This window comes from Bacteroidota bacterium (assembly GCA_016713765.1).
GTDB lineage: Bacteria > Bacteroidota > Bacteroidia > AKYH767-A > 2013-40CM-41-45 > Pollutiaquabacter > Pollutiaquabacter aromativorans.
In genome coordinates this window covers 1,698,823-1,719,883 of the sequence record JADJON010000001.1, presented here as the reverse complement: position 1 = coordinate 1,719,883, position 21,061 = coordinate 1,698,823, and the positions used below count along the sequence as shown (strand labels likewise).

Sequence of the window (21,061 nt, the reverse complement as noted above, 5' to 3'; positions counted from 1 at the left end):
CAGCCCACGACCGAGGCAACGAACGATCACAATGAAAAAAACTTTACTCCTTCTTCTGCTCCTGCTGGCGCTCCGGCCAATGGTGTCGAAGTCCCAGACTTACGAAAACGACTGGATCAACTACGGCCAGCAGTATTTCAAAGTGAAGGTCTGGCAAAACGGCATTTACCGTATTTCCGGAACTGACCTGCAATTCTCCGGCGTACCGATCGGCAGTATCGATCCGCGCAAGGTCCAGGTTTTCCACAATGGTCAGGAAGAATACATCCACCTTGAAGGGGAATCGGACGGCGTTTTTAACGGAAGCGACTTCATCGAATTCTTCGGCAGCATGAACGACGGCTCCATGGATACCCGTCTTTACAGCGACTCCACCTGGCAGCCTCAACCTCAATACAGCCTCTATACCGACACGGCCGTTTACTTCATTACCTGGAGCTCCACCACCAACGGGCGGCGCCTGACGGCGGTGAACGATAACAATTATCCCGCTTACACACCGGCTTCGTATTTCATCCGGGAGAGTTACGTCATGCAGAACTACGGCTATAACCGTGGCATGAACCAAAACTCGATCGATTATACCGAGAGCGAAGGTTGGTGCGGGGTATTCGGCAACTACCAGGGCACCAATTTCGTGAACAACGTTGCGGTCAACACCGCCAATGTATATGCCAGCGGGCCCAACGTCGAAGTGAATACCTGCGTTGGCGGCGTCAATAACAACCCGCACAACATGACCCTGGTGTTTCCCGGAACCAATTTTTCCGACACCTACTACATGCAGTCGATACGCCGATACAATTTCTCGCTATCGCCTGCGCTCTTTACCAGTTCCAGTACCACCTTCACCTATAACGTCAGCACCCCGCTCTCGATTACGGAATATTCGGCCTTTTACTGGCTGTCGGTACGCTACCCGCACACCTTCGACCTTGAAGCTGCTTCCACGTTCGAACTGTTTGTACCGGATGATGCCGGCCAGACCAATACCCGAATGGACATCAGCAATTTCAACGCCGGCACCGGCAGTCCGATCCTATACGACCTGACGAATCATCGCCGGATCCTGGTAAGCCCGAATGGCCCGGGCTGGCAAGCACTGGTCCCGAACGATGGCAGCGCGACCCCCAAACGCTGCTTCCTGTCGGCAGCCGGTTCCATCCAGAACATCACTTCGATCAAAGGGATCAATTATGTTCAAAGCGCCTTCGGCCAGTTCAACAACCTCCTGAACGCCGCTGTGGATTCCGCTTACATCATCATTACCCATCGTGCGCTCTGGAACCAGGCATTAGCTTATAAGAACTATCGGGATATCACCACCGGAAACCGGGTCGTGATGGTCGATATCGACGAATTGTACGACCAATTCTCCTACGGTATCCAGAAACATCCCTTGTCGATCCGCAACTTCGTTCGCTTTGCACTGGAACGCTGGACCGGAGTGGGGAAACCGCAGCACATCCTGTTACTGGGTAAGTCGATGAGTCCTGCCGACTTCCGCCAGAACCCGACACTCTTCGAATTGTGCCTGGTCCCCTCCTATGGAGTACCCACGTCCGACATGCTACTCGTGACCGGACTTGACGGCACCTTGTATGAACCATCGGTTCCGATCGGCCGGATTTGCGCCCGAACCGGAAATGAGATCCTCGATTACCTTGCCAAGGTCCAGGAATTCGAACAAGTACAAACCGGCCCGCCGCAAACCTGGATGAAAGAGATCCTGCATTTCGGTGGCGGCAACAATCAGGGGCAACAGGACCAGCTTGCTGGCTACCTGAGCACCTACGAGCAGATCATGGAGGACAGCCTCTATGGAGGACATGTCACCACCTATCTCAAGAACAGCAACGACCCCATCGTCATCAATCAATCCGATACCCTGCAGGCACAGATTGACAATGGGGTCTCGATCATGACCTTCTTCGGACACGCTTCGGGCTCCGGATTCGACCAGAGTACGGACGAACCCTCCGAGTACAACAACCAGGGCAAGTACCCGTTGATCGTCGCCAACTCCTGCTTTGCCGGCGATATCCATACGTATCAAAAGAGCGTTTCCGAAAAATTCGTCCTCGAACCCAGCAAAGCCGCCATCGCGTTCATTGCAAGTGTCGGCCAGGGTATTCCGGAAGACCTGTATGCCTATTCGACGGCCTTGTTCCAGAATACGAGCCGCAACCACTATGGCGCTACGATCGGACAACTGATGAAATACTCCATCCAGGACATCCAGGCGCCGGGCATGGAGAACATCAAGATTGTCTGCAACGAGATGTCGCTGAATGGCGACCCGGCACTGCGGCTGAATGTCTGGACAAAACCCGATTACATGGTTGACGGCAGTTCGCTGCGTTTCAATCCTGCCGCCGTCACGACCGATTTGGATACGTTCTCCGTCATCGTAAACGTCCGCAACCTCGCCAAGGCGGTCTCTGATTCCTTCACGGTTCGTGTCACCCGTACCTATCCGGACGGTTCGGATTCCGTTTACACCTTCCAACGCGGCAATTGCTTCTACAACGATGAGTTTTCGATCACCATGACCACCGGCGGGTTCAGTTCAGCCGGACTGAATCTTTTCCGTGTGGAAGTCGATCTGCCCGACAGTGTCGACGAATATGACAACCTCACCAACAATAGCGCGACCACGCAGTTGTTCATCAACTCCAACGACATCATTCCGGTCTACCCTGCCCGATTCGCCATTCACCCGTACAATAGTGTAACCCTCAAGGCCAGCACAGCCAATCCGTTGGCCGATGTGCGCACGTACCGTTTCGAGATCGACACGATCGACATGAATCTCAAAGATTCGATCCCGGGCATGCAGAACAGTCCTTTGTACCGTTTCACGGCTATCACCGACAGCGGCGGCGTGCTGAGCTGGTCACCTCCCTCCTACATTCTCCAGGACAGCGTGGTCTATTACTGGCGCGTCACCAACGACTCGATCGATTACGATCCGGTCAAATACCGCTGGCAGCAGAGTTCCTTCCAGTACATTCCCGGTAAATCCGGCTGGTCACAATCGCATTTCCATCAGTTCATGGCGGACGGCTACCAAAACGTCCGCTACGACACCCTCGACCGGTATTACGACTTCATTCAAAACAACAAAACACTCCGTGTCCTCACCAAGGGTCAACCCGGCCTGACGCAAACCGAATTGAATGAGATCGGCTACTCCCTCAACAACGTTCCGATGGAGTACAACGGTTGCCAGGTATTCCCCGCGGTCATGGTTGCCGTGCTTGACTCTATCACACTGGACCCCTGGACCACCTGCGCCTACAACGTTGGACAATACAACACCTTTACCCTGACCAGCGGCTCGTGTGACGACCCGGTCAATGCGCAGGGATTTGGAAACTGCCGTCAGCGTGCCGAGAACTATTTCATTTTCCAATATGGCAATGCCGGCCAGATGACCAGCCTGAACAACTTCCTGGCTTCGGTTCCGGATGGAAACTACATCATCGCCTACTCCTGGTTCAACACCACCTATTCGACTGTCGATCCGAACTTCCACAATGCGTTTGCGTCCCTGAACTTCAATACGGCCGCGTTACGCGACAACGCTCCCTTCATTTATTTCACGAGGAAAGGCTACAGCGGCAGCAACCAGGAAGTACTGGGCGTCAATCAAACCGACACCATCACCTTCTCCACCCTGCTGTCGACAGTCTGGAACCGCGGTTATGTGAACTCTTCCCTTTTGGGCCCTGCCCGAAGCTGGGAATCCCTGCACTGGAATCAAAGTCCGGTTGAAACCGGCAGCTCAGAGGATATTGTCTATCTGAACGTACTGGGTTTGAACAGCATTACGGACGCATGGGATACCCTCGTCAACCAATTACTGTATACGCCGACCGGAAAAGACACGGTGATGAACTGGATCTCCGCAACGACCTATCCGTACCTCAAGTTGCAGACTTATCTTCAGGATGACTCTCTTCGGACACCTCCCCAAATGGATTACTGGCGCGTGTACTACGAGCCGGTGCCCGAATGCGCCTTGAACCCGAATCGCCTGTACACCTTCTACAACAACCCGTTGCAGGAAGGCGATACGATCCGGTTACAGATGGCGATCGATAACCTATCCAACGTGGACATGGACAGCCTATCCGTCGCTTTCTACCGTTACGGAGCCAATCGCTCGAGAACGGACATCGCTACGGTCAAGCTCGACTCGCTGCGCGAGAATCAATACCTGACCGCCTCCATCGTTGTCGACAGCACCTTCGGACTGGCAGGCAACAACAGCCTCTGGATCGAAGCCAACCCCTACAATGCGGACCACCAGGCGGAGCAATACCACTTCAACAACATCGCGGAAGTGAAGTTCAATGTCGAGCGCGACCGCGTGAATCCGATTCTCGACGTGACGTTCGATGGTGTGCACATCCTCGACGGCGACATTGTCTCGGGCAAGCCGAACATCATCGTCAGGCTCCACGACGAGAACAGGTTCCTTGCGCTGAACGACACTTCGAAATTCAAGGTCTACCTCCGCGCTCCCGGCGCAGTCAGCAACCAATTGTTGTCGTTTACCCTGCCGAACTACGGCCAGGCCATGCGCTTTACACCGGCCGTGCTGCCTTTGAACAGCGCCCGGATCGACTGGAATCCGGTTTTCGAAACCGATGGAATCTACGAACTGGAAGTCGAGGCGGCCGATCGATCCAACAACGAATCGGGTCGGTATAACTACAAGATCTCGTTCGAGGTTATCAACCGCTCAACGATCACCGAAGTCCTGAACTACCCGAACCCGTTCTCCACTTCGACCCGGTTCGTGTTCACCCTCACCGGCAGCGAGATACCTACCAACATGAAGATCCAGATCATGACCATCAGTGGTAAGATCGTACGGGAGATCATGAAAGAAGAGTTGGGCAATATCCACATCGGTCGAAACATCACTGACTATGCCTGGGACGGCAAGGACGAATTCGGCGACCAACTCGCCAACGGCCTCTACCTCTACCGCGTCATCACCAACCTGAACGGTGAAACGATCGAAAAACGCGCCACGGATGCAGACAAGTACTTTAAGAAGGGTTGGGGGAAGATGTATTTGATGAGGTGATGGGAGTGAACAGTGAACAGTGAACAGTGAATAGCGTATAGCGAATAGCGAATAGCGAATAGTATAAAAAGGGAGGCCGCTTCGTACGAAGCGGCCTCCCTTTTTTAGTATCAATCACCAATTAGTAATTAGTAATTAGTAATTAGTAATTAGTAATTAGTAATTAGTAATTAGTAATTAGTTGTAATAGTTAGAACTTCACCTGACAGACAGGGTTGGTTAAAAGTTATTTCCGGTCTGACGGATTTTTAAGGATCCGTCGCCCGGAATAACTTTTAACCGGTTGCTAATTTATCGAGCATTTTACTTTGCGCCAAGGGTATGCTGTCCAGGAATGTCTCCATTGGTGTTTTACCAAAGCAGTATTTTCCGGTGTGTGTCCTTTCACAGTTGTACTCTTCTATCCACTGATCCAGATCCTTCTGTAATTCCTCCAGCGATCCAAAGACCTTTTTCGGAAGGCAACCGCATAAAACTCGTTCTGGATTGTCCGATGGAAGCGTTCGCAGATGCCGTTGGTTTGAGGATGCCGGGCCTTGGTACGGCTATGATCGATATCCTCCAGTGTCAGATAAAGACTGTACTCATGACTCTCCCGCTTGCCGTTGTACTCTGTACCCCGGTCTGTGAGTACCCGAAGCAGCGGCAAGCCATGCTCCTCAAAGAATGGTAGCACCTTGTCGTTGAGCATATCGGCTGCCGTCAAGGCGTTCTTACGGTCATACAATTTGGCAAAGGCTACTTTGCTGTAGGTGTCGATGAAGGTTTGCTGGTAAATCCGGCCTACACCCTTGATATTGCCCACATAATACGTGTCCTGGGCTCCAAGGTAACCGGGGTGTTCGGTTTCAATCTCGCCAATGGCTTCCTGCTGTTCCCGTTTCTTTTCCATGGCAACCAGTTGCGCTTCGGTGAGAATCAGTCCGTCTTGAGCCACTTTCGCCTCCAAAGCGCTCAGACGCTTGGCAAAGGTCTCCAGATCATGCCGCATCCAGATATACCGTACCCCGGCCGGTGAAACAGAAATCCCCTTCTTACGCAACTCGTTCGATGCACGAAGCTGACCGTAGGCCGGATAGTCGGTGGCCATCTGTACGATGGCGTTCTCCCAGGCTATATCCATCCGATTGGCCAGTATCGGCTTCTTCCGACTGATCTCCTGCAGAGCCGTCTCCCCACCGGTATCGTACAACTCTTTGATCCGATAGAAACTATCCCGTGAATAGCCCATCACTTTGCACGCCTGGGATACATTACCCAATTGTTCGGCTAACTTCAACAAGCCTAACTTGGTTTTGATTAACTTAGCTTCTGTATTCATTGTCTGACAGTTTAGGGGTTATTGTTATGTTTCGTATCCTAAAGATAACCCTTATCTGTCAGATTAAATACTAACTAGTACAAATTAGTAATTAGTAATTAGTAATTAGTAATTAGTAATTAGTAATTAGTGAACTGTTCACTATTCACTATTCACTCCCCTCCTCAGCGCAGGTTATGATACACCGCCTGCACATCGTCGTCCTCTTCCATGGTTTCCACCAGTTCCAGGATCTCGTCGGCCTGCTCTTCGGATATCTCCGAAAAAGTCGTTGGTATGCGTTCGAGGGCTGATTTCTTGACGACCACCTTACGGTCTTCCAGGGCTTTCGCCATCTTTCCGTAGTCTTCGAAGGCCGTGTAGATTACGATTTCCTGGTCGTCCACTTCCATGGAATCAAGGCCGAAATCGATGAGTTCCAACTCCAGATCCTCCGGGTTCATGGAACCGGATTTCTCGATGCGAAAAACTCCTTTTCGCTGGAACATGAAATCCAGGGACCCGGTCTTCCCGAGAGAGCCTTCCGCACGGTTGAAATACATCCGGACATTGGCAACAGTACGGGTCGGGTTATCGGTTGCAGTTTCCACCACGATGGCCACCCCATACGGACCGTAACCTTCGTACACGATCTCGTCAAAGTTGCCTTCTTCTTTGGAACTGGCACGTTTGATCGCGTTATCGATCCGGTCCTTGGGCATATTAACGCCCTTTGCATTCTGAATGGCCACGCGCAGCCTTGGATTATATTCTGGGTCAGGGCCGCCGTTCCGGACGGCGATGGCGATCTCCCGGCCGATCTTGGTGAAGGCTTTCGCCATCTTATCGTATCGTGCAAACATCTTGTGCTTGCGCTTTTCAAAAATACGTCCCATAAAGGAGCTGCTTAAGAGGCGCAAATTTACCGGAAAAAAGGAACCCGGCAACCGGCAGGGTCACTGTCCAATGCCGGGTTTCCGGAAATTTTGCAGCCTACAGGGGCTTAGTTATCACCTTCTTCGTTCTCCTGTCGTTCCTGAACGGCTTTGGCGTAGGCTTCCGAACCGGGTTTACCAATGACTTTATAAGGCCCGTCACCACGCAGTATGGAGGCCACCTGTACCGGATTCATCAACACCTCGATCGCCTTCTTCATTTCCTGATCGTACTTGAAGTCCGCTTCCGTCCGGCCACGTTGGTAGTAGTAGCGCGCCGCGATCTCCTCCTCCAGGATCTCCTTGATCTCAGTCCTGTGGTTATTCAGATCGTTCTTCTTGTAATCCGCCAGTTGCCGTTTCAGTTGATCGTAGGCTCCCTGAACGGCATCCAGGTGCTTGTCGTGCTCTAAAGCCTTGGCGAGTTCCTCCAGCTTTCGTTCGCTCTTGTCGGTATAGTCGTATTTCCGGGTCTGTACGAATCGAACAAAGTCCTCGTACTCCGAATCGGTCAGACGAAATTCCTTCGCGGGAGCAATCGACGCGTGCTCGCGGAAGTATTTGTTCGCGTAGTCGAAGAAAACGAAATTGTTGATCAGGGCTACGGCGAGCGGACTGTAATAGGTAGGATCCGTATAGACGTCCGGATAAACACCGCTGCCGTCGAAGACCGAACGACCATTCCGCGTACGGAATTCGTTGATGAGCGTATCCGCCACCTTGTTCACGACGCCCTCCGCGCTTCGATGACTATAGTCGAGTGCCTGGATGCAACGTCCGGATGGCGTGTAGTATTTCGCGATGGTGACTTTCAACAACGAATTGTAGGAAAGCGGATACGTTTGCTGTACCAATCCCTTACCGAAGCTTCGTTGCCCGATGACCACTCCCCGATCGAGTTCCTGAATGGCGCCGGTCACGATCTCCGAAGCCGATGCGGAACCGCGGTCAACGAGTACCGCCACGCGGATGACTGTATCGACAGCAGTCTTGTTGGCCGTATACTCGATGTTCATCTCCCGGACTTTTCCCTTCTGGGAAACGATCTTTTGTCCTTTGTCAACGAACAAGTTGACGATGTCCACCGCCTCTTTCAGCAATCCGCCGCCATTGCCGCGCAGGTCAAGTACCACTGCCTGCAAACCCGAGTCTTGTTTAAGCGTGACCAGGGCTTCGCGCACCTCGGCAGCGGAATTTTCAAGGAACTGGGTCAGCCGGATGTAACCGACTTTATCACTGATCTTGCCGAAATAAGGCACGTTCTTGAACTTGATCTCGTCGCGCACAATGACTTTCTCGAACGGCTGCGCCACGCCTTCGCGTTGCAGTGAAAGCCTGACCGATGTGCCTTTCTGGCCCTTCATCACTTCGGTCACATCGTCCACCTTCCGACCGGTAGTCGACATGCCATTGACGGAGAGGATATGATCGCCCACCTGTATGCCGGCTTTTTGCGCCGGGAAACCTTCATACACCTCACTGACTTCGATGGCACCGTCGCGTTCATGTACCAGCGCACCGATCCCGCCGTATTCAGCCGAGATGTGGGTCATTCGATAATCTTCCACATCGCTTTCCGGGATGAAAACCGTATAGGGATCGAGTGTACGCAACATCGCGTCGATCCCCTTTTTCATCAAATCCCCGGGTTGTACACTATCCACGTAATACGTATTCACGTCGCGAAAGAGCGTGGTGAAAATGTCGAGGTTCTTGCTGACCTCGAAATAGTAGTCTTCGGCTGCGCGGAAGGAAAGGAAGCCGGCAGAAACAACGACCAGGATGAGGGTGATCCGCTTCCAGCGCATGGTGACGATTTTCCAGATAGGCATAAGAAAGGAATTGTCGGGCCGGTCGGCGGCCGACTGGTTTTCTACTGCAAGAACGGGAAAAAGTTGGCCTCCCGTTCTTAAAAAAGGTTAAGGGAAATCCTACCGCAAGACCGCGCCCTTCATGGACATCCAGGGATGAATCAGGTAACTCAGCCTGCCGGCCTGGATCATGGGGTCCAGTTCCAGTTCTTTCCTGACCGCCTCCTCTGAATCCATATTGAAGATCAGGATTCCGCGCCAGTCGATGTCCGTGGCAAAGGGACCTGCGATATCGAGTTTACCCTCTTTGGCCATGCGATCCATGTTCTCGAGGTGACCGCGTTGCATTTGCACCACTGTTGCCGAATCCTGGGTCCTGTTCGGGCCCTTGACCAGCATGACGAAAAAATACGTCTTCAACTGCTCGCCGGCCTTATCCGGGTCTACCTGATTGAGTTGCGCGTTCGCTTCAGAAACGAGTAAGCACGCGACGAACAATGTAACAATCAGTTGCGCGTTCCGAATGATCATGCCCATTGTAAACGCTGTTTCAGTTGCCGTATATGCGCGAGATGGTGTTCGCAATGCCAGGCATACATCGCCAATGCCTCCTCCAGATCAAAATCGCGTTTCGATTCCGGATGATAGTACTTGCGCTTCCAATCATCCTCAGCCATCGTCTTGAGGAAATACACCCATCGCCGATGAAGCGCTTCCAACAAAGGAAGCGAAACCTCGATCGGAGCCTGCTTACCATCACCCAATTCCGCCCATCGCTCTTCCTGGTATGGCTTGATCGTAGGGTGATCTTCCGTGATCGTCAGTTTGAACCTGATGTAACTGTTGATATGACTGTCGACCAGGTGATGCACCACCTGCCGGACTGTCCAACCGCCGTCACGATAAGGGGTATCCAATTGCTGATCGGTCAGGCCTTCCACCAGTAGTCGCAACCGTTCCGGCGTCACCGAGATGATCCGGATCCATTCTTTACGCAATTCCGGCGTACACTCCGAAGGAGTTGAAAATCGCCCGATGGGAAAGCGCATGATTTCAATTGTTTCCATTGGCAAAGCGAGTTTACTGCGAAGATATTGGTTTACTTTGCAGCTACAACCCCCTCCTGAATGGCTCGTATTATCGCTCTTGCATTCGTTCTCCTGTTGGCCCTGCTAAGTTCCTGCGGAAAACGCAAAGCCGATGTTCTTTATTTCAACGGGACCATCTATTCCGGCGAAAGCAGTTCCTCGAATCTTCAGGCCTTTGCAGTGCGTGACGGCCGAATCGTCAGTACCGGGTCGGATGATGACATTCTCGACGGCTTTGATGCCCCTAAAAAAGTCGATTTGAAAGGGCGTACCGTCCTTCCGGGGTTCATCGACGCTCACTGCCACTTTTTCGGGTATGCAAGTGATCTATTGAAGTGCGATCTGACAGGCTCGCGCTCGTATGAAGCTGCATTGGAACTTTTGAATGCATTTTCTAAGACGAATAAATTCAGTTGGCTCCTGGGCCGAGGCTGGGATCAGAACGACTGGGAAGATCACTCCTTCCCTACCCGGGAACGGCTTGACAGCCTTTACCCGACTGTCCCGGTTTTCCTGATGCGCATTGATGGTCATGCGGCGCTCTGCAATGCTGTCGCGCTTCAACTGGCAGGTATTAACGGGGATACGCGGGTTGCCGGCGGCGAGGTATTGCTCAATCAATCCGGTGAGCCTACCGGACTATTGATCGACAATGCAGTCGACCTGGTCAAGGCCAAGATCCCACCTTTCCCCGATTCTCTCAACGCCGAAGCGCTCCTGAAAGCACAGCAGCACTGCTTTTCCGTCGGGCTTACTACGGTTGACGATGCCGGCCTGGGTAAAGACAGTATCTTCCTGATCGATCGCCTGCAGCAGGAAGGGAAACTCAAACTGCGTGTCTACGCGATGATCTCGGATTCGAAGGAGACGCGCGATTACTTTTTTTCCAAAGGTCCCTATAAGACCGATCGCCTGAACGTACGAGCCGTTAAAGTGTACGCCGACGGTGCGTTGGGGTCCCGGGGTGCCTGCCTGAAACGTCCGTATGCCGACCAACCCGGGCATTATGGATTCCTGTTGCATGACCTTGCATACATGAACGACATCATGGACGAAGCCCACGAGAACGGTTTCCAGGTTTGCACCCACGCCATCGGAGATTCCGCAGTAAAAACGATCCTGATGCTGTATCGGGAGAATTTATCGGGAGAAAATCCACGACGCTGGAGGATCGAGCATTGCCAGGTAGTAGATCCCGCCGACATGGATTACTTCAGCCGATACTCGATCATTCCGTCCGTACAGCCGACTCATGCTACGAGTGATATGTACTGGGCCGAAGAACGTTTGGGCAAAGACCGAATGACCGGAGCGTACGCTTATCGCTCACTCGAGCGGGAAGCTGAAACCATCGCTTTTGGAACCGACTTTCCCGTCGAACGCATCAACCCCCTTCTCACCTTTTATGCCGCCGTGTCACGAAAGGACCTTGAAGGCAATCCACCGGATGGTTTTCGAGCGGAAGAAGCGATGAAGCGTAAAGATGTCCTGAAAGCCATGACCACCTGGGCGGCCTATGCTAATTTTGAAGAGGAGGAAAAAGGCTTGATCGACAACGGTTACTTTGCGGACTTCATCGTGCTTGACCGTAACATCATGGAGATCGACGAAGAGCAGATACCACAGACCCGTGTACTGAGTACGTATGTAAACGGGGAACTGGTTTATGGAGCTGAATGATCAGTGCGGATGTTCCGCATCGTGATTACGGCAACATTCCGGAAGTCGTTTGTACGCTTTCTGATCCGCTTTCAAGGAATCAGCGTCATAACCGATGCGGGTGATGGCCAGCCGGATCTTATCCGGGTCCGTCTTTTGGGGGTTGTAAACGACACTCACCCGCTTCGTGTCAAGGTCCATGGTTACTTTTCGAACTCCGGCTTCGAAGCTCAGGTCGTTTTCTATTCGATTCTTGCACGATGAACAGATCGCCGTCGTCAAAACGCTGACGGTATCGGATGTTTGTTGGGCAACCGTTTCGGCGGTTATGACGAGAAGAAGCAGGAACGCAGCCAGCGTGAACTTATACATGGGAAGGTTTTTATATATCAACAGTATCAAGAATTATACCCTAATGCCGGGTCATCAGAGCCATTTAAACCGGAATCCGGCGTAGATCCTCCGCCCAAGAATCGGCCCCCAGACATTCGCTGCATCAAATCGATCGGAATAAGGGTCATCGCGATTGATGATCGGAGCGGGTTGGCGGAAGTCGAACAGGTTTTCAGAACCGGCATACAATTCCAATCGCCGAAAAGCGCGGGTCAATTGGATATTGGTCGTGAAGAAGGAAGGTGATTCCTTGTCCTGGATTCCCGTCACCGGATCGGTGAACGTCACCGGTAGCGCTTTCATACCAGTCCAGACCATGGTATAGTCGGCCTTCCAGCGCCGATCCGTCGATTCATAGTGAAGTGTACCCAAGGCACGCTGATACGGAACCAGTGGTTTCCGGGCCAAGCCGTTCAGGTAATCGGTACGGACATCATCGATCTTGAGCGCCAGTCGGATCTCCAACTGTGACAGGATCTCCTGGTTGACAGTAAACTGCGCACTGTTCGAGTAGCTCCTTCCCTTCAGGTTGAAAAACACCACGCGGGAAGAGTCTGCATATCGGTCCACAACAAGCTGGTCGATAAAATCGGTATGAAACAGATCCAGCAGGACTGAACCATCCTTGCCAAAGAGCCGGTATCGTTTTAGGAGGTTAAATCCATAGCTCCAGGCCTGCTCCGGACGAAGCTCATCCTGAAAATCAAACCGCTTGCTGGATACCAGCAACGACAGGTTTTCGGCGATCCGGTATGGTACCCGGTAGCTTTTTCCGGCACTCGCCCGGAGGACCAGGTCTTCGCTGATATCGTATTTCAAATGAACCCTGGGCGTCGAAAAAACGCCAAACAGATTGTGGTAATCCAGTCGGTATCCCGCTACGATCGTCAGTTGGTCGAAATAATGCCAGGAGTATTCGAGAAATCCGCCCGGGACTAGCTCCTCCAGTGTATCCGGGCTACCTGACAGGGATTCTTCCAGCAAGTCGTAGCGCAGGTTCAGACCGATCTTGTACTGATGCTGCCCGGCATTAATCGCATTTTGGTAGATCGACTGAACGAAAAAGCTGGTTTGATCCGCATTGTAGGAACGGAAGCCGAATGAAGAGCGCAGCCGATGAAGGCTGACTTGGGCAATATTGCCGATGCTCTTCAGGGGTTTTTCAGGAAAGACGATCCCGAGTTTTCCGAATACTTCCGTTCGGGCATTCTGCACAGAAGTCATATAGTCTCCGCCATGGTGATTCCCACTCCCTTCCCCTGCCACTTGTCCGCCATCGCGATCATCAAGCATGAACCGGAATCCGAACTGGGCTTCCAACTTTTTTCTACTATGATATTGCCAGCGATTGGAAAGATTGACCTGCTGACCCATGGGAATATCCATCCAGCCGTCTTTGTTGCGGTCCTGACTTCCGAACATCTTGTCTCCATGAACCATCAGGAGCGTGCTCCAATGGTCATTCAACCGGAACCGACGAAAGGCATTGAGGTCCGAGTACCCCATCGGCTCAGCAAATGCGTTGAGGAAAAAACGTGGCTGATCGTCGTTGTCGGGTTTGATGTACTCGATGTTGATCTGACCCGAAGTCCCCTCGAATCCGTTGACGATAGCACCGGCTCCTTTCGTTACCTGGATGGACTCCATCCAGGGGCCGGGAACAAAGGTGAGCCCGTAGGGAGCGGCAAGTCCTCTGAACGCGGGAATGTTTTCTATCGTAAGCTGGCTGTAGATACCGGAAAGTCCGAGCAATTGCACTTCTCGGGCTCCAGTGACCGCATCCGTATAGGCAACACTTACGGTAGGATTGGTTTCAAAGGCTTCCGAGAGATTGCAACAGGCGGCCCGCAGTAATTCTTTCTGGTTGATCTTTTCAACCTGAATGGTACTGAGACTGGAAATGCTGATCGCATCCTGCTTGCCGGTCACTTCCACTTCCTTCAATTGGGCGGAAGATTTCAGGCTGATTTCCAGGAATTGCGATTGCTCTACGTTCACGGTATCCGATAAGAACCCAACATAGGAGACGACTAACCGGGCAGGGAACCCGGCAGGCGGACGGATTTCGAAATTTCCATTGGCGTCGGTCGTGGTAGCGTCTATGGTACCGAGCCATAAAACAGTAGCTCCCGGAAGTGGTGCTGGCGTCTGACCAGCGGACGAGGCCGTACTTCTTACCGTACCACGAAGATTGCCAGACTGGCCGTAAACAGTGGCGGAGCAAAGTAGCAGGACTATGCTTGTCAGAATCCGCCGACAAGAACGCAGTAGTTGCTGGATGATATTCGTATTCATGGATGAATGCCGTTAAGGATGAAACAACTTCCGTTTACCAAACGGAAACCGATTGCACGAACGGCAAATCAAATCCTGAAGACACCCAAATCAGTCAACCCGAATGTCAGGTAGGACTTATCAAGATCCGGAGGATCCGATATTGAATTTACTGAAAAAACAGCCAAAGGGTTGGCTAAAGAAGGCGAAAAACTTGCAAAAAACGCGGAAAAAAACGCTTTGGGTGATAAGTCAGTCTTGGAATCAAGTAAAATCGTCTCGACATGTGCTGCGATCCAGGTGGTCGTGACATCGCAACATTCGATCGCCTTCATGCGATCCGATGATCCGGATTTACACGAATTCGTTTTTTTACTGCAGCAGCCTTTATCCTGAAAAACGGACAGATCTTTTTTGCCTTCCGAATGGCATTCATGAACGGTCACTATCATTCCTGAAGTGATCAGGAAGATAATAGAGGCCAATCCGATGGCGAGAATCCGTCGCATGTTTTGCAAAGGTAGAAAACCGGAATTATCGAAAGATGAAGAACTTATACTACTGAACGGTTAGCCGGCGGGTTGCCGAAATCCTCCCATTCTTTGAAAAAACAAGGTAATACACCCCGGTACTCAGACGTGGCAATCTGATTAACCCGGGCGGGGCAACCATTTCCAAATCGAGGATCCATTTGCCGTCCTGACTGAAGAGACTCAGTAGTCCGCCTATTACATCAGCGTCAGCGAATTCGACACGGACCGCATCCCATCCCGTCGGAACAGGGTTGGGGAAGACTTGTAAAACTTCCGGCAACGCCGTGCTATTGATTCCGTCACAGATGGTCATGATCACGCGTACGGTGTCTCCGTTTGAACAATAGTTCGTATCGGTGACGTAAGCGGCGATGTAAAGGGTATCGTCCGGTGAAGTGAATGGCAACGAGAAATACTGGTCCGACGATCCATCCGACCATTGATAAAACAGGAAGCCGCTTCCCGCATCGAGCATCAGCGTGTCAGCGGTACATAATACCGTATCGGCGCCCAGGTTGATCACCGGCAGGTCGAGGATAGTGACCTGCAGGGTATCGGAACTTTTCGGACATCCGGCCGGACTGATGCAGGTGTAACTGTACAGACCAGTGGTACTGACGGTTATTGTCTGAACCGAATCCAGGGACGACCATGCATATTCACTCCCGGCCCCAGCCGTCAACTGCACCTGGCCACCGGCACAAAAACTAATCGGACCATTGGCATTCACGAAGTAAAGCTCTTGATCCAGCTCGACCCAGTAGGGGTCCGACAGAACACTACAGGAATTGTTGTCGGTTACGCGAACTCCGTATCCCTGATTTTCAAAGGCGAATAAGCTGGTATCCGTCGCACCGACGATAAAGTCAATTACGCTTCCGTCGAATTGATACCACGCTTGCGTTCCGCTTCCGGAAGGAATAAACAACTGAACACTGTCGCCCGGACAGATCGGATTGGCTCGACTCGCGGTAACCAACGGTATGGCCGGTAATTCGTAGAGCGAGTCGATAACGACGCGATCCGTATCCAAGCTACAATAATTGCTGACGATAAGGGTGTACGTCCCGCTGAATTCCGGCGTAAACGATGGCGCGGTCTCGCCATCGATGAGGGTATCGTTCCGGTACCATGCGTAAGTATAGGTCGGATCGGTGGTTCCGGATAGTTCCAATGGCGTTTTCCGACACAAGGCGACGGTATCCTGCAAACCCAGATCGGCAGAAGGCAATGGTGCAATGTAGACCGGAAAGCTATTGGTCATGGCTGGATCACTACCGGACACGTAAATGGTAGCCTGGAAAATACCCGACACCACGACCTGAACAGATTCGGTAGTATCGCCGTTCGACCACTCTATGTGTGCCCCCGTCGGCGGTGATGGTTGAATGGCCAGTTGGATGGTATCGCCTGCGCAGGCGAAGGAAGTATCGCCTGTGATCCGATAGGGAGTCTGGACAATTCCGTTGGCATCGGTACGGACAAAATAGGTTCGACCAATTCCAGCGTCTTCATAGGTGCCCAGGAAGGCAAATCCCCCATCGGGAAGACTCATCAGTTGTCGGCCAAGGTCATTCGCAGGACCGCCGAACCTCCGCGACCATAGACTATCCCCAGACGCATTGAACCTGCAGAGTAAAAGATCCTGCCGGCCCGGGAATTGAGGAGAAGCGGTTTCCGCGAGGATCGCCCAGCCACTATCAGGAAGAGCAATGATCTGAACAGGGTTTTCATACGCGTCACTTCCCCAAGTACGACGCAGTAACTGCATGCCAACGGAATCGAGCAGAACGGTGCATCCATCGCCATTACCGGTGGAGTCGGTTCTTCCGGACAGCAGGGTCCGCTTCCCGGGTCCGCAGGCAATTGATCGGCTCTCCATTCCAAAGGAGTAGATGGAATCCGTTCGTTGCGATCCGTTCTCGTTGATCGTGCGCCATTCAGTAGCATAGAGAATATCCGGCCACGAATACCAGTAATCCTGGAAATAAGCAGTCGATAAAAAAGTTCCATCCTCACACTGCACCGCGGAATGTTCGTTGAATGCACCTCCATCGTATGCAAGAAAGGCGGTCCAGCGTACACCGAGATCATCTTCCAAGTTGAGCATGGAAAAGAAATTGGAGGACAAAAAACCATCTGTGAAATGCGTCACGCAAATACTGCTGTCGCGGGCGGTGAATATTCCCACGCCGGATGTTCCCCAACCGTCGAACGGCGGGAACGTCTGGGCATTCAGGGGGCGTGCCGAAGCGTCCAACAGATGAACCTCGGTTACCGCATCGTAGAAAAATCCGATGCGTGTACCTACCATGGCAAATCCACCGTTGGGCAAGGCCGTCACCGATTGCGCCAGGGTTTGAAAGGAGGTGGAGAAGGTTGTGTCGAATAAAGGCGTCCCGGTGGAGTCAAGATGCAACAAGTAGTACCGGTTGGCGGCCAGGAGTGAATCCCAGGAACTACCTACAATCAGAAAACTACCGTCGATCCCCTGTGTAAAATGAACCCCCTGATCCGGAGTTCCCGAGCCATAGTAGCGTTCAAAAAATGAACCGGCCTTAGCGACAGAAGCCGCAAGCAGGCCCAAGAACAAAATGATGAATCGGGTAAAAGAATTCACTCGTTACGCGGATACGGGCGAAATTAGCAACTAATTGCGAGCCTGAACATTAAGCCATCAGGAAGATTCCATGAATTCTCTACCGGATATCAACAAAAAGGGCCCGTAAAAGGGCCCTTCATTTATCGCACAAGAACTTCGTTTAGAAGCAATACTTGTTTTCCGAGAGCAATTTCGCGGCAATACGGCGTCGGGCTTCCTTCACATTCAAGGGCGAAGTTTTGGTAAATCGCTTCAAACCCATTAACAATAATCGCTGCTCATCACCTTCGGAGAAGGAACCAATGGCATCCTTGCCGGCTTTGTTGATGCGATCCGATGCATCGTACAACCAGACCCGCAAGATGTCGATCGCTTCGGCACAGGCCGCTTCGCCACGGAGGGAGACCATTTTCTCCACCCGCAATTGAAGCGATTCTCCGATATACACGTCGATCATCATATCGGCGATGTTCATCAGCACTTCCTGCTCCTTGGCCAGTTCCATCATCAGCTTCTGAACAGCGGAGCCAGCCACCATCAGGACGGCCTTTTTGAAATTCGCCAGCAACTTCTTTTCCGCGTCGAAGAGCTGTTCTTCGCCACCACTGAAATCGGGGATCGACATTAGTTCATTCGCCACTGCGGTTGCGGGACCCATCAGGTCCAACTCGCCTTTCATGGCGCGCTTGAGCATCATATCGACCGTCAGCATACGGTTGATCTCGTTGGTCCCTTCGAAAATGCGGTTGATGCGGGAATCCCGGTACGCCCGTTCCATGGGCGCATCGGCACTGTAGCCCATTCCACCATACACCTGTACGCCCTCGTCGACGACGTAGTCCAGGACCTCGCTTCCGTGCACTTTCAGGATAGCCGCTTCTACGGCAAACTGCTCAACCGCTTTGAGTTTAGCTTTAGCGGGATCCATGCCACCGGCGATGAGGGCTTCGATGGCATCCTCGATATTCTGACTGCAACGGTAGATCGCCGATTCACAAGCGAAGATTCGGATCGCCTGTTCGGCGAGTTTATGCCGAATGGCGCCATACTTGGCGATCGGACGTCCGAATTGCGTACGCTCGTTGGCGTACTGGATCGATTTTGTGCTGGTCAGTTTGCAACCGCCGATGGCGGCTCCGGCCAACTTGATACGACCAAGATTCAGGATATTCACCGCGATCTTGAAACCGATACCGCGTTCTCCGAGCTGGTTTTGGACCGGCACCTGGCAGTCGGAAAAGAACACCTGACGGGTCGAACTGCCCTTGATGCCCATCTTGTGTTCTTCCGGATTAAGCGACAAACCGGGAGTGCCTTTTTCAACGATGAACGCGCTCAGGTTCTCATCGTTATCGATCTTGGCGAAGACGATATAGACATCGGCGAAGCCGCCGTTGGTGATCCACATCTTCTGACCGTTGATGATCCAGTGTTTGCCGTCGGGCGAGAGTGTTGCTTTCGTTTTACCGGAGTTGGCATCGGATCCGGATCCCGGCTCGGTCAGGCAATAGGCTGCTTTCCACTCGCCGGAGGTCAACTTTGGCAGGTAGTGTTTTTTCTGCGCGTCGTTTCCATAGAACAGGATCGGCAAAGTACCGATGCCCGTATGCGCGGCGTAAGCCACTGAAAAGGAATGTCCCGCGCCGAGAAATTCCGTTGCGATCATACCGGTGGTAAAGTCTTTACCAAAGCCGCCGTATTCTTCCGGGATGGAAATGCCCAACAGTCCCAACTCGCCGGCCTTGTCCAGGATCTTCTGCATCAATCCTTCCTCCTGGGCATCGATTCGATCCAGGTTCGGGTACACTTCCGCGACCAGGAAGTCGTGGCAAGTCTGCGCGATCATCTTCTGCTCTTCCGACCACTCTTCGGGGATGAATACCTGTTCGGCCGGGGTTGTCTTGATGAGGAACTCTCCTCCTTTGATCGCTTGCTTGCTTACTGTTTCCATGATTTAAAAAATGAGTCTGTTCTGTCCTCTGTTCTAACGAATAAACCTCCCGGAGTGTTCTGCTGATGGCAACTGTGAAGCCCGGTAAATAGTCGAAATACCGAACAAAACAGCGGTATTTCTTACATCCCGGCCTTAGTTGAGCAACTCGAAAATCCCAGCAGCACCCTGACCGGTCCCGACACACATGGTAACCATGCCATAGCGTTGTTTCCTGCGCCTGAGCTCATTCAAGACCTGGACGGTGAGTTTCGAACCGGTACAGCCCAGCGGATGTCCCAGCGCGATAGCTCCGCCGTTTACATTGACCTTTGCCGGATCCAGATCCAGAGTCCGCATTACCGCCAGGGATTGCGAGGCGAAAGCTTCGTTGAGTTCAATGAGGTCAATGTCCGATTGCTTCAATCCGCTTTTCCGGAGTACGGAAGGGATGGCTTCCACCGGTCCAATGCCCATGACACGCGGTTCGACGCCCGAGACTGCGTAGCTGACAAAACGCGCGATGGGCAGAACCCCCAGTTGTTTCAGCATCCGCTCGCTGACCACGAGCACGAAGGCAGCACCGTCGCTGGTCTGGGAGGAATTGCCGGCTGTTACGGTTCCTTTTGCATCAAACACCGGCTTCAATTGTGCCATCTTGGAAACGTCCGCATCGGCCCGCGGTCCTTCGTCGGTGTCGACGACAAAACTCCGGGTCTTTCGCTTTTCATTTTCATCGAGGTAGGTCTCTTCCACGGTTACCGGAACAATGTCATCCTTGAACCGGCCCTCCTTGATGGCTGCCACGGCTTTCCTGTTCGACTCAAAGCCGAAAAGGTCCTGGTCTTCTCTCGACACCTTGAAATCACGCGCGACCGCTTCGGCCGTAAGGCCCATACCCCAATAGTAATCGGGGTTCGACTGTACATACTTGTAGTTGGGCACGATCTTCCAGCCTCCGAAGGGAATCGGGGACATACACTCCACTCCACCGGCCACGATGCAATCTGCCAGCCCGGCCTTGATCTTGGCAGCTGCGATGGCAATGGTTTCCAAACCCGAAGCGCAATAGCGATTGACGGTCATGCCCGGCACCTTGACGGTGTCGAGTCCCATCAGGGAAATCATACGACCCATGTTCAAACCCTGCTCGGCCTCCGGTGTTGCGTTGCCGACGATCACATCCTCGATCAGTTCCTTATCCAATTGCGGAACCGACGCAACCAGATGACGCAAGATGGCTACGCCCAGGTCGTCGGGACGCATGGTTCTGAATTTACCCCTGGGCGCCTTCCCAACGGCGGATCGATAAGCGGCGATGATGTAAGCTTCCATAGTCGACAATGATTTGAAATGATGAAAGATCCGACCGGTCAGCCGGGCATCATTTTCAGGATAGTAAATTTAAGTACAGGACCTGCTAAGTTTTCATTGA

Annotated in this window: 12 protein-coding genes and 1 pseudogene; 2 read left to right on the top strand and 11 right to left on the bottom strand. The window is 52.4% G+C overall.

The window, feature by feature from the left end; genetic code table 11:
• Positions 1 to 31: 31 nt before the first annotated feature.
• The gene (locus IPJ96_06450) at positions 32 to 5,101 is read left to right on the top strand and encodes a hypothetical protein (protein ID MBK7909992.1); all 5,070 of its coding nucleotides are present in this window, start codon (positions 32 to 34) and stop codon (positions 5,099 to 5,101) included.
• Between the two features lie 275 nt (positions 5,102 to 5,376).
• Here the strand turns inward: IPJ96_06450 and IPJ96_06445 are convergent.
• The 5 genes and pseudogenes from IPJ96_06445 to bstA form a co-directional block, all read right to left on the bottom strand.
• A pseudogene (locus tag IPJ96_06445) lies at positions 5,377 to 6,422 on the bottom strand (IS481 family transposase).
• A gap of 164 nt (positions 6,423 to 6,586) precedes the next feature.
• A complete protein-coding gene (locus IPJ96_06440) occupies positions 6,587 to 7,297 on the bottom strand; it encodes a YebC/PmpR family DNA-binding transcriptional regulator (GenBank protein MBK7909991.1) in 711 nt (236 codons plus the stop codon).
• 107 nt (positions 7,298 to 7,404) lie between these two features.
• Positions 7,405 to 9,168 carry a S41 family peptidase gene (locus IPJ96_06435; GenBank protein ID MBK7909990.1) on the bottom strand — a complete coding sequence of 588 codons (1,764 nt, stop codon included), beginning with the start codon at positions 9,166 to 9,168 and terminating at the stop codon, positions 7,405 to 7,407.
• 99 nt (positions 9,169 to 9,267) lie between these two features.
• Positions 9,268 to 9,684 carry a hypothetical protein gene (locus IPJ96_06430; GenBank protein MBK7909989.1) on the bottom strand — a complete coding sequence of 139 codons (417 nt, stop codon included), beginning with the start codon at positions 9,682 to 9,684 and terminating at the stop codon, positions 9,268 to 9,270.
• Positions 9,675 to 10,214, bottom strand: coding sequence for a bacillithiol transferase BstA (bstA, locus tag IPJ96_06425; protein MBK7909988.1), 540 nt, complete (start codon positions 10,212 to 10,214; stop codon positions 9,675 to 9,677). The genes IPJ96_06430 and bstA overlap by 10 nt, the downstream gene beginning before the upstream one ends.
• Before the next feature lie 60 nt (positions 10,215 to 10,274).
• On the opposite strand from bstA, the gene IPJ96_06420 reads away from it, so the two are divergent.
• On the top strand, positions 10,275 to 11,915 hold the full coding sequence (locus IPJ96_06420) for an amidohydrolase (GenBank protein ID MBK7909987.1): 1,641 nt from the start codon (positions 10,275 to 10,277) through the stop codon (positions 11,913 to 11,915).
• Here IPJ96_06420 and IPJ96_06415 read toward each other — a convergent pair whose 3' ends face one another.
• The 6 genes from IPJ96_06415 to IPJ96_06390 all read right to left on the bottom strand — a co-directional run bounded on the left by IPJ96_06415 (position 11,916) and on the right by IPJ96_06390 (position 20,961).
• Positions 11,916 to 12,266 (bottom strand): heavy-metal-associated domain-containing protein, encoded by a 351-nt coding sequence (locus IPJ96_06415; protein ID MBK7909986.1) that lies wholly within the window; start codon positions 12,264 to 12,266, stop codon positions 11,916 to 11,918.
• A gap of 54 nt (positions 12,267 to 12,320) precedes the next feature.
• Positions 12,321 to 14,582: a TonB-dependent receptor gene (locus IPJ96_06410; GenBank protein ID MBK7909985.1), complete on the bottom strand. Its 2,262-nt coding sequence runs from the start codon at positions 14,580 to 14,582 to the stop codon at positions 12,321 to 12,323.
• A gap of 68 nt (positions 14,583 to 14,650) precedes the next feature.
• Positions 14,651 to 15,070, bottom strand: a complete 420-nt coding sequence (locus tag IPJ96_06405; protein MBK7909984.1) for a hypothetical protein — start codon at positions 15,068 to 15,070, stop codon at positions 14,651 to 14,653.
• Between the two features lie 49 nt (positions 15,071 to 15,119).
• Positions 15,120 to 17,681 (bottom strand): hypothetical protein, encoded by a 2,562-nt coding sequence (locus IPJ96_06400; protein MBK7909983.1) that lies wholly within the window; start codon positions 17,679 to 17,681, stop codon positions 15,120 to 15,122.
• Positions 17,682 to 17,856: 175 nt separating this feature from the next.
• Positions 17,857 to 19,647: an acyl-CoA dehydrogenase family protein gene (locus tag IPJ96_06395; protein MBK7909982.1), complete on the bottom strand. Its 1,791-nt coding sequence runs from the start codon at positions 19,645 to 19,647 to the stop codon at positions 17,857 to 17,859.
• A 135-nt stretch (positions 19,648 to 19,782) separates the two neighbouring features.
• Positions 19,783 to 20,961: an acetyl-CoA C-acyltransferase gene (locus IPJ96_06390; protein MBK7909981.1), complete on the bottom strand. Its 1,179-nt coding sequence runs from the start codon at positions 20,959 to 20,961 to the stop codon at positions 19,783 to 19,785.
• Positions 20,962 to 21,061: the final 100 nt, after the last annotated feature.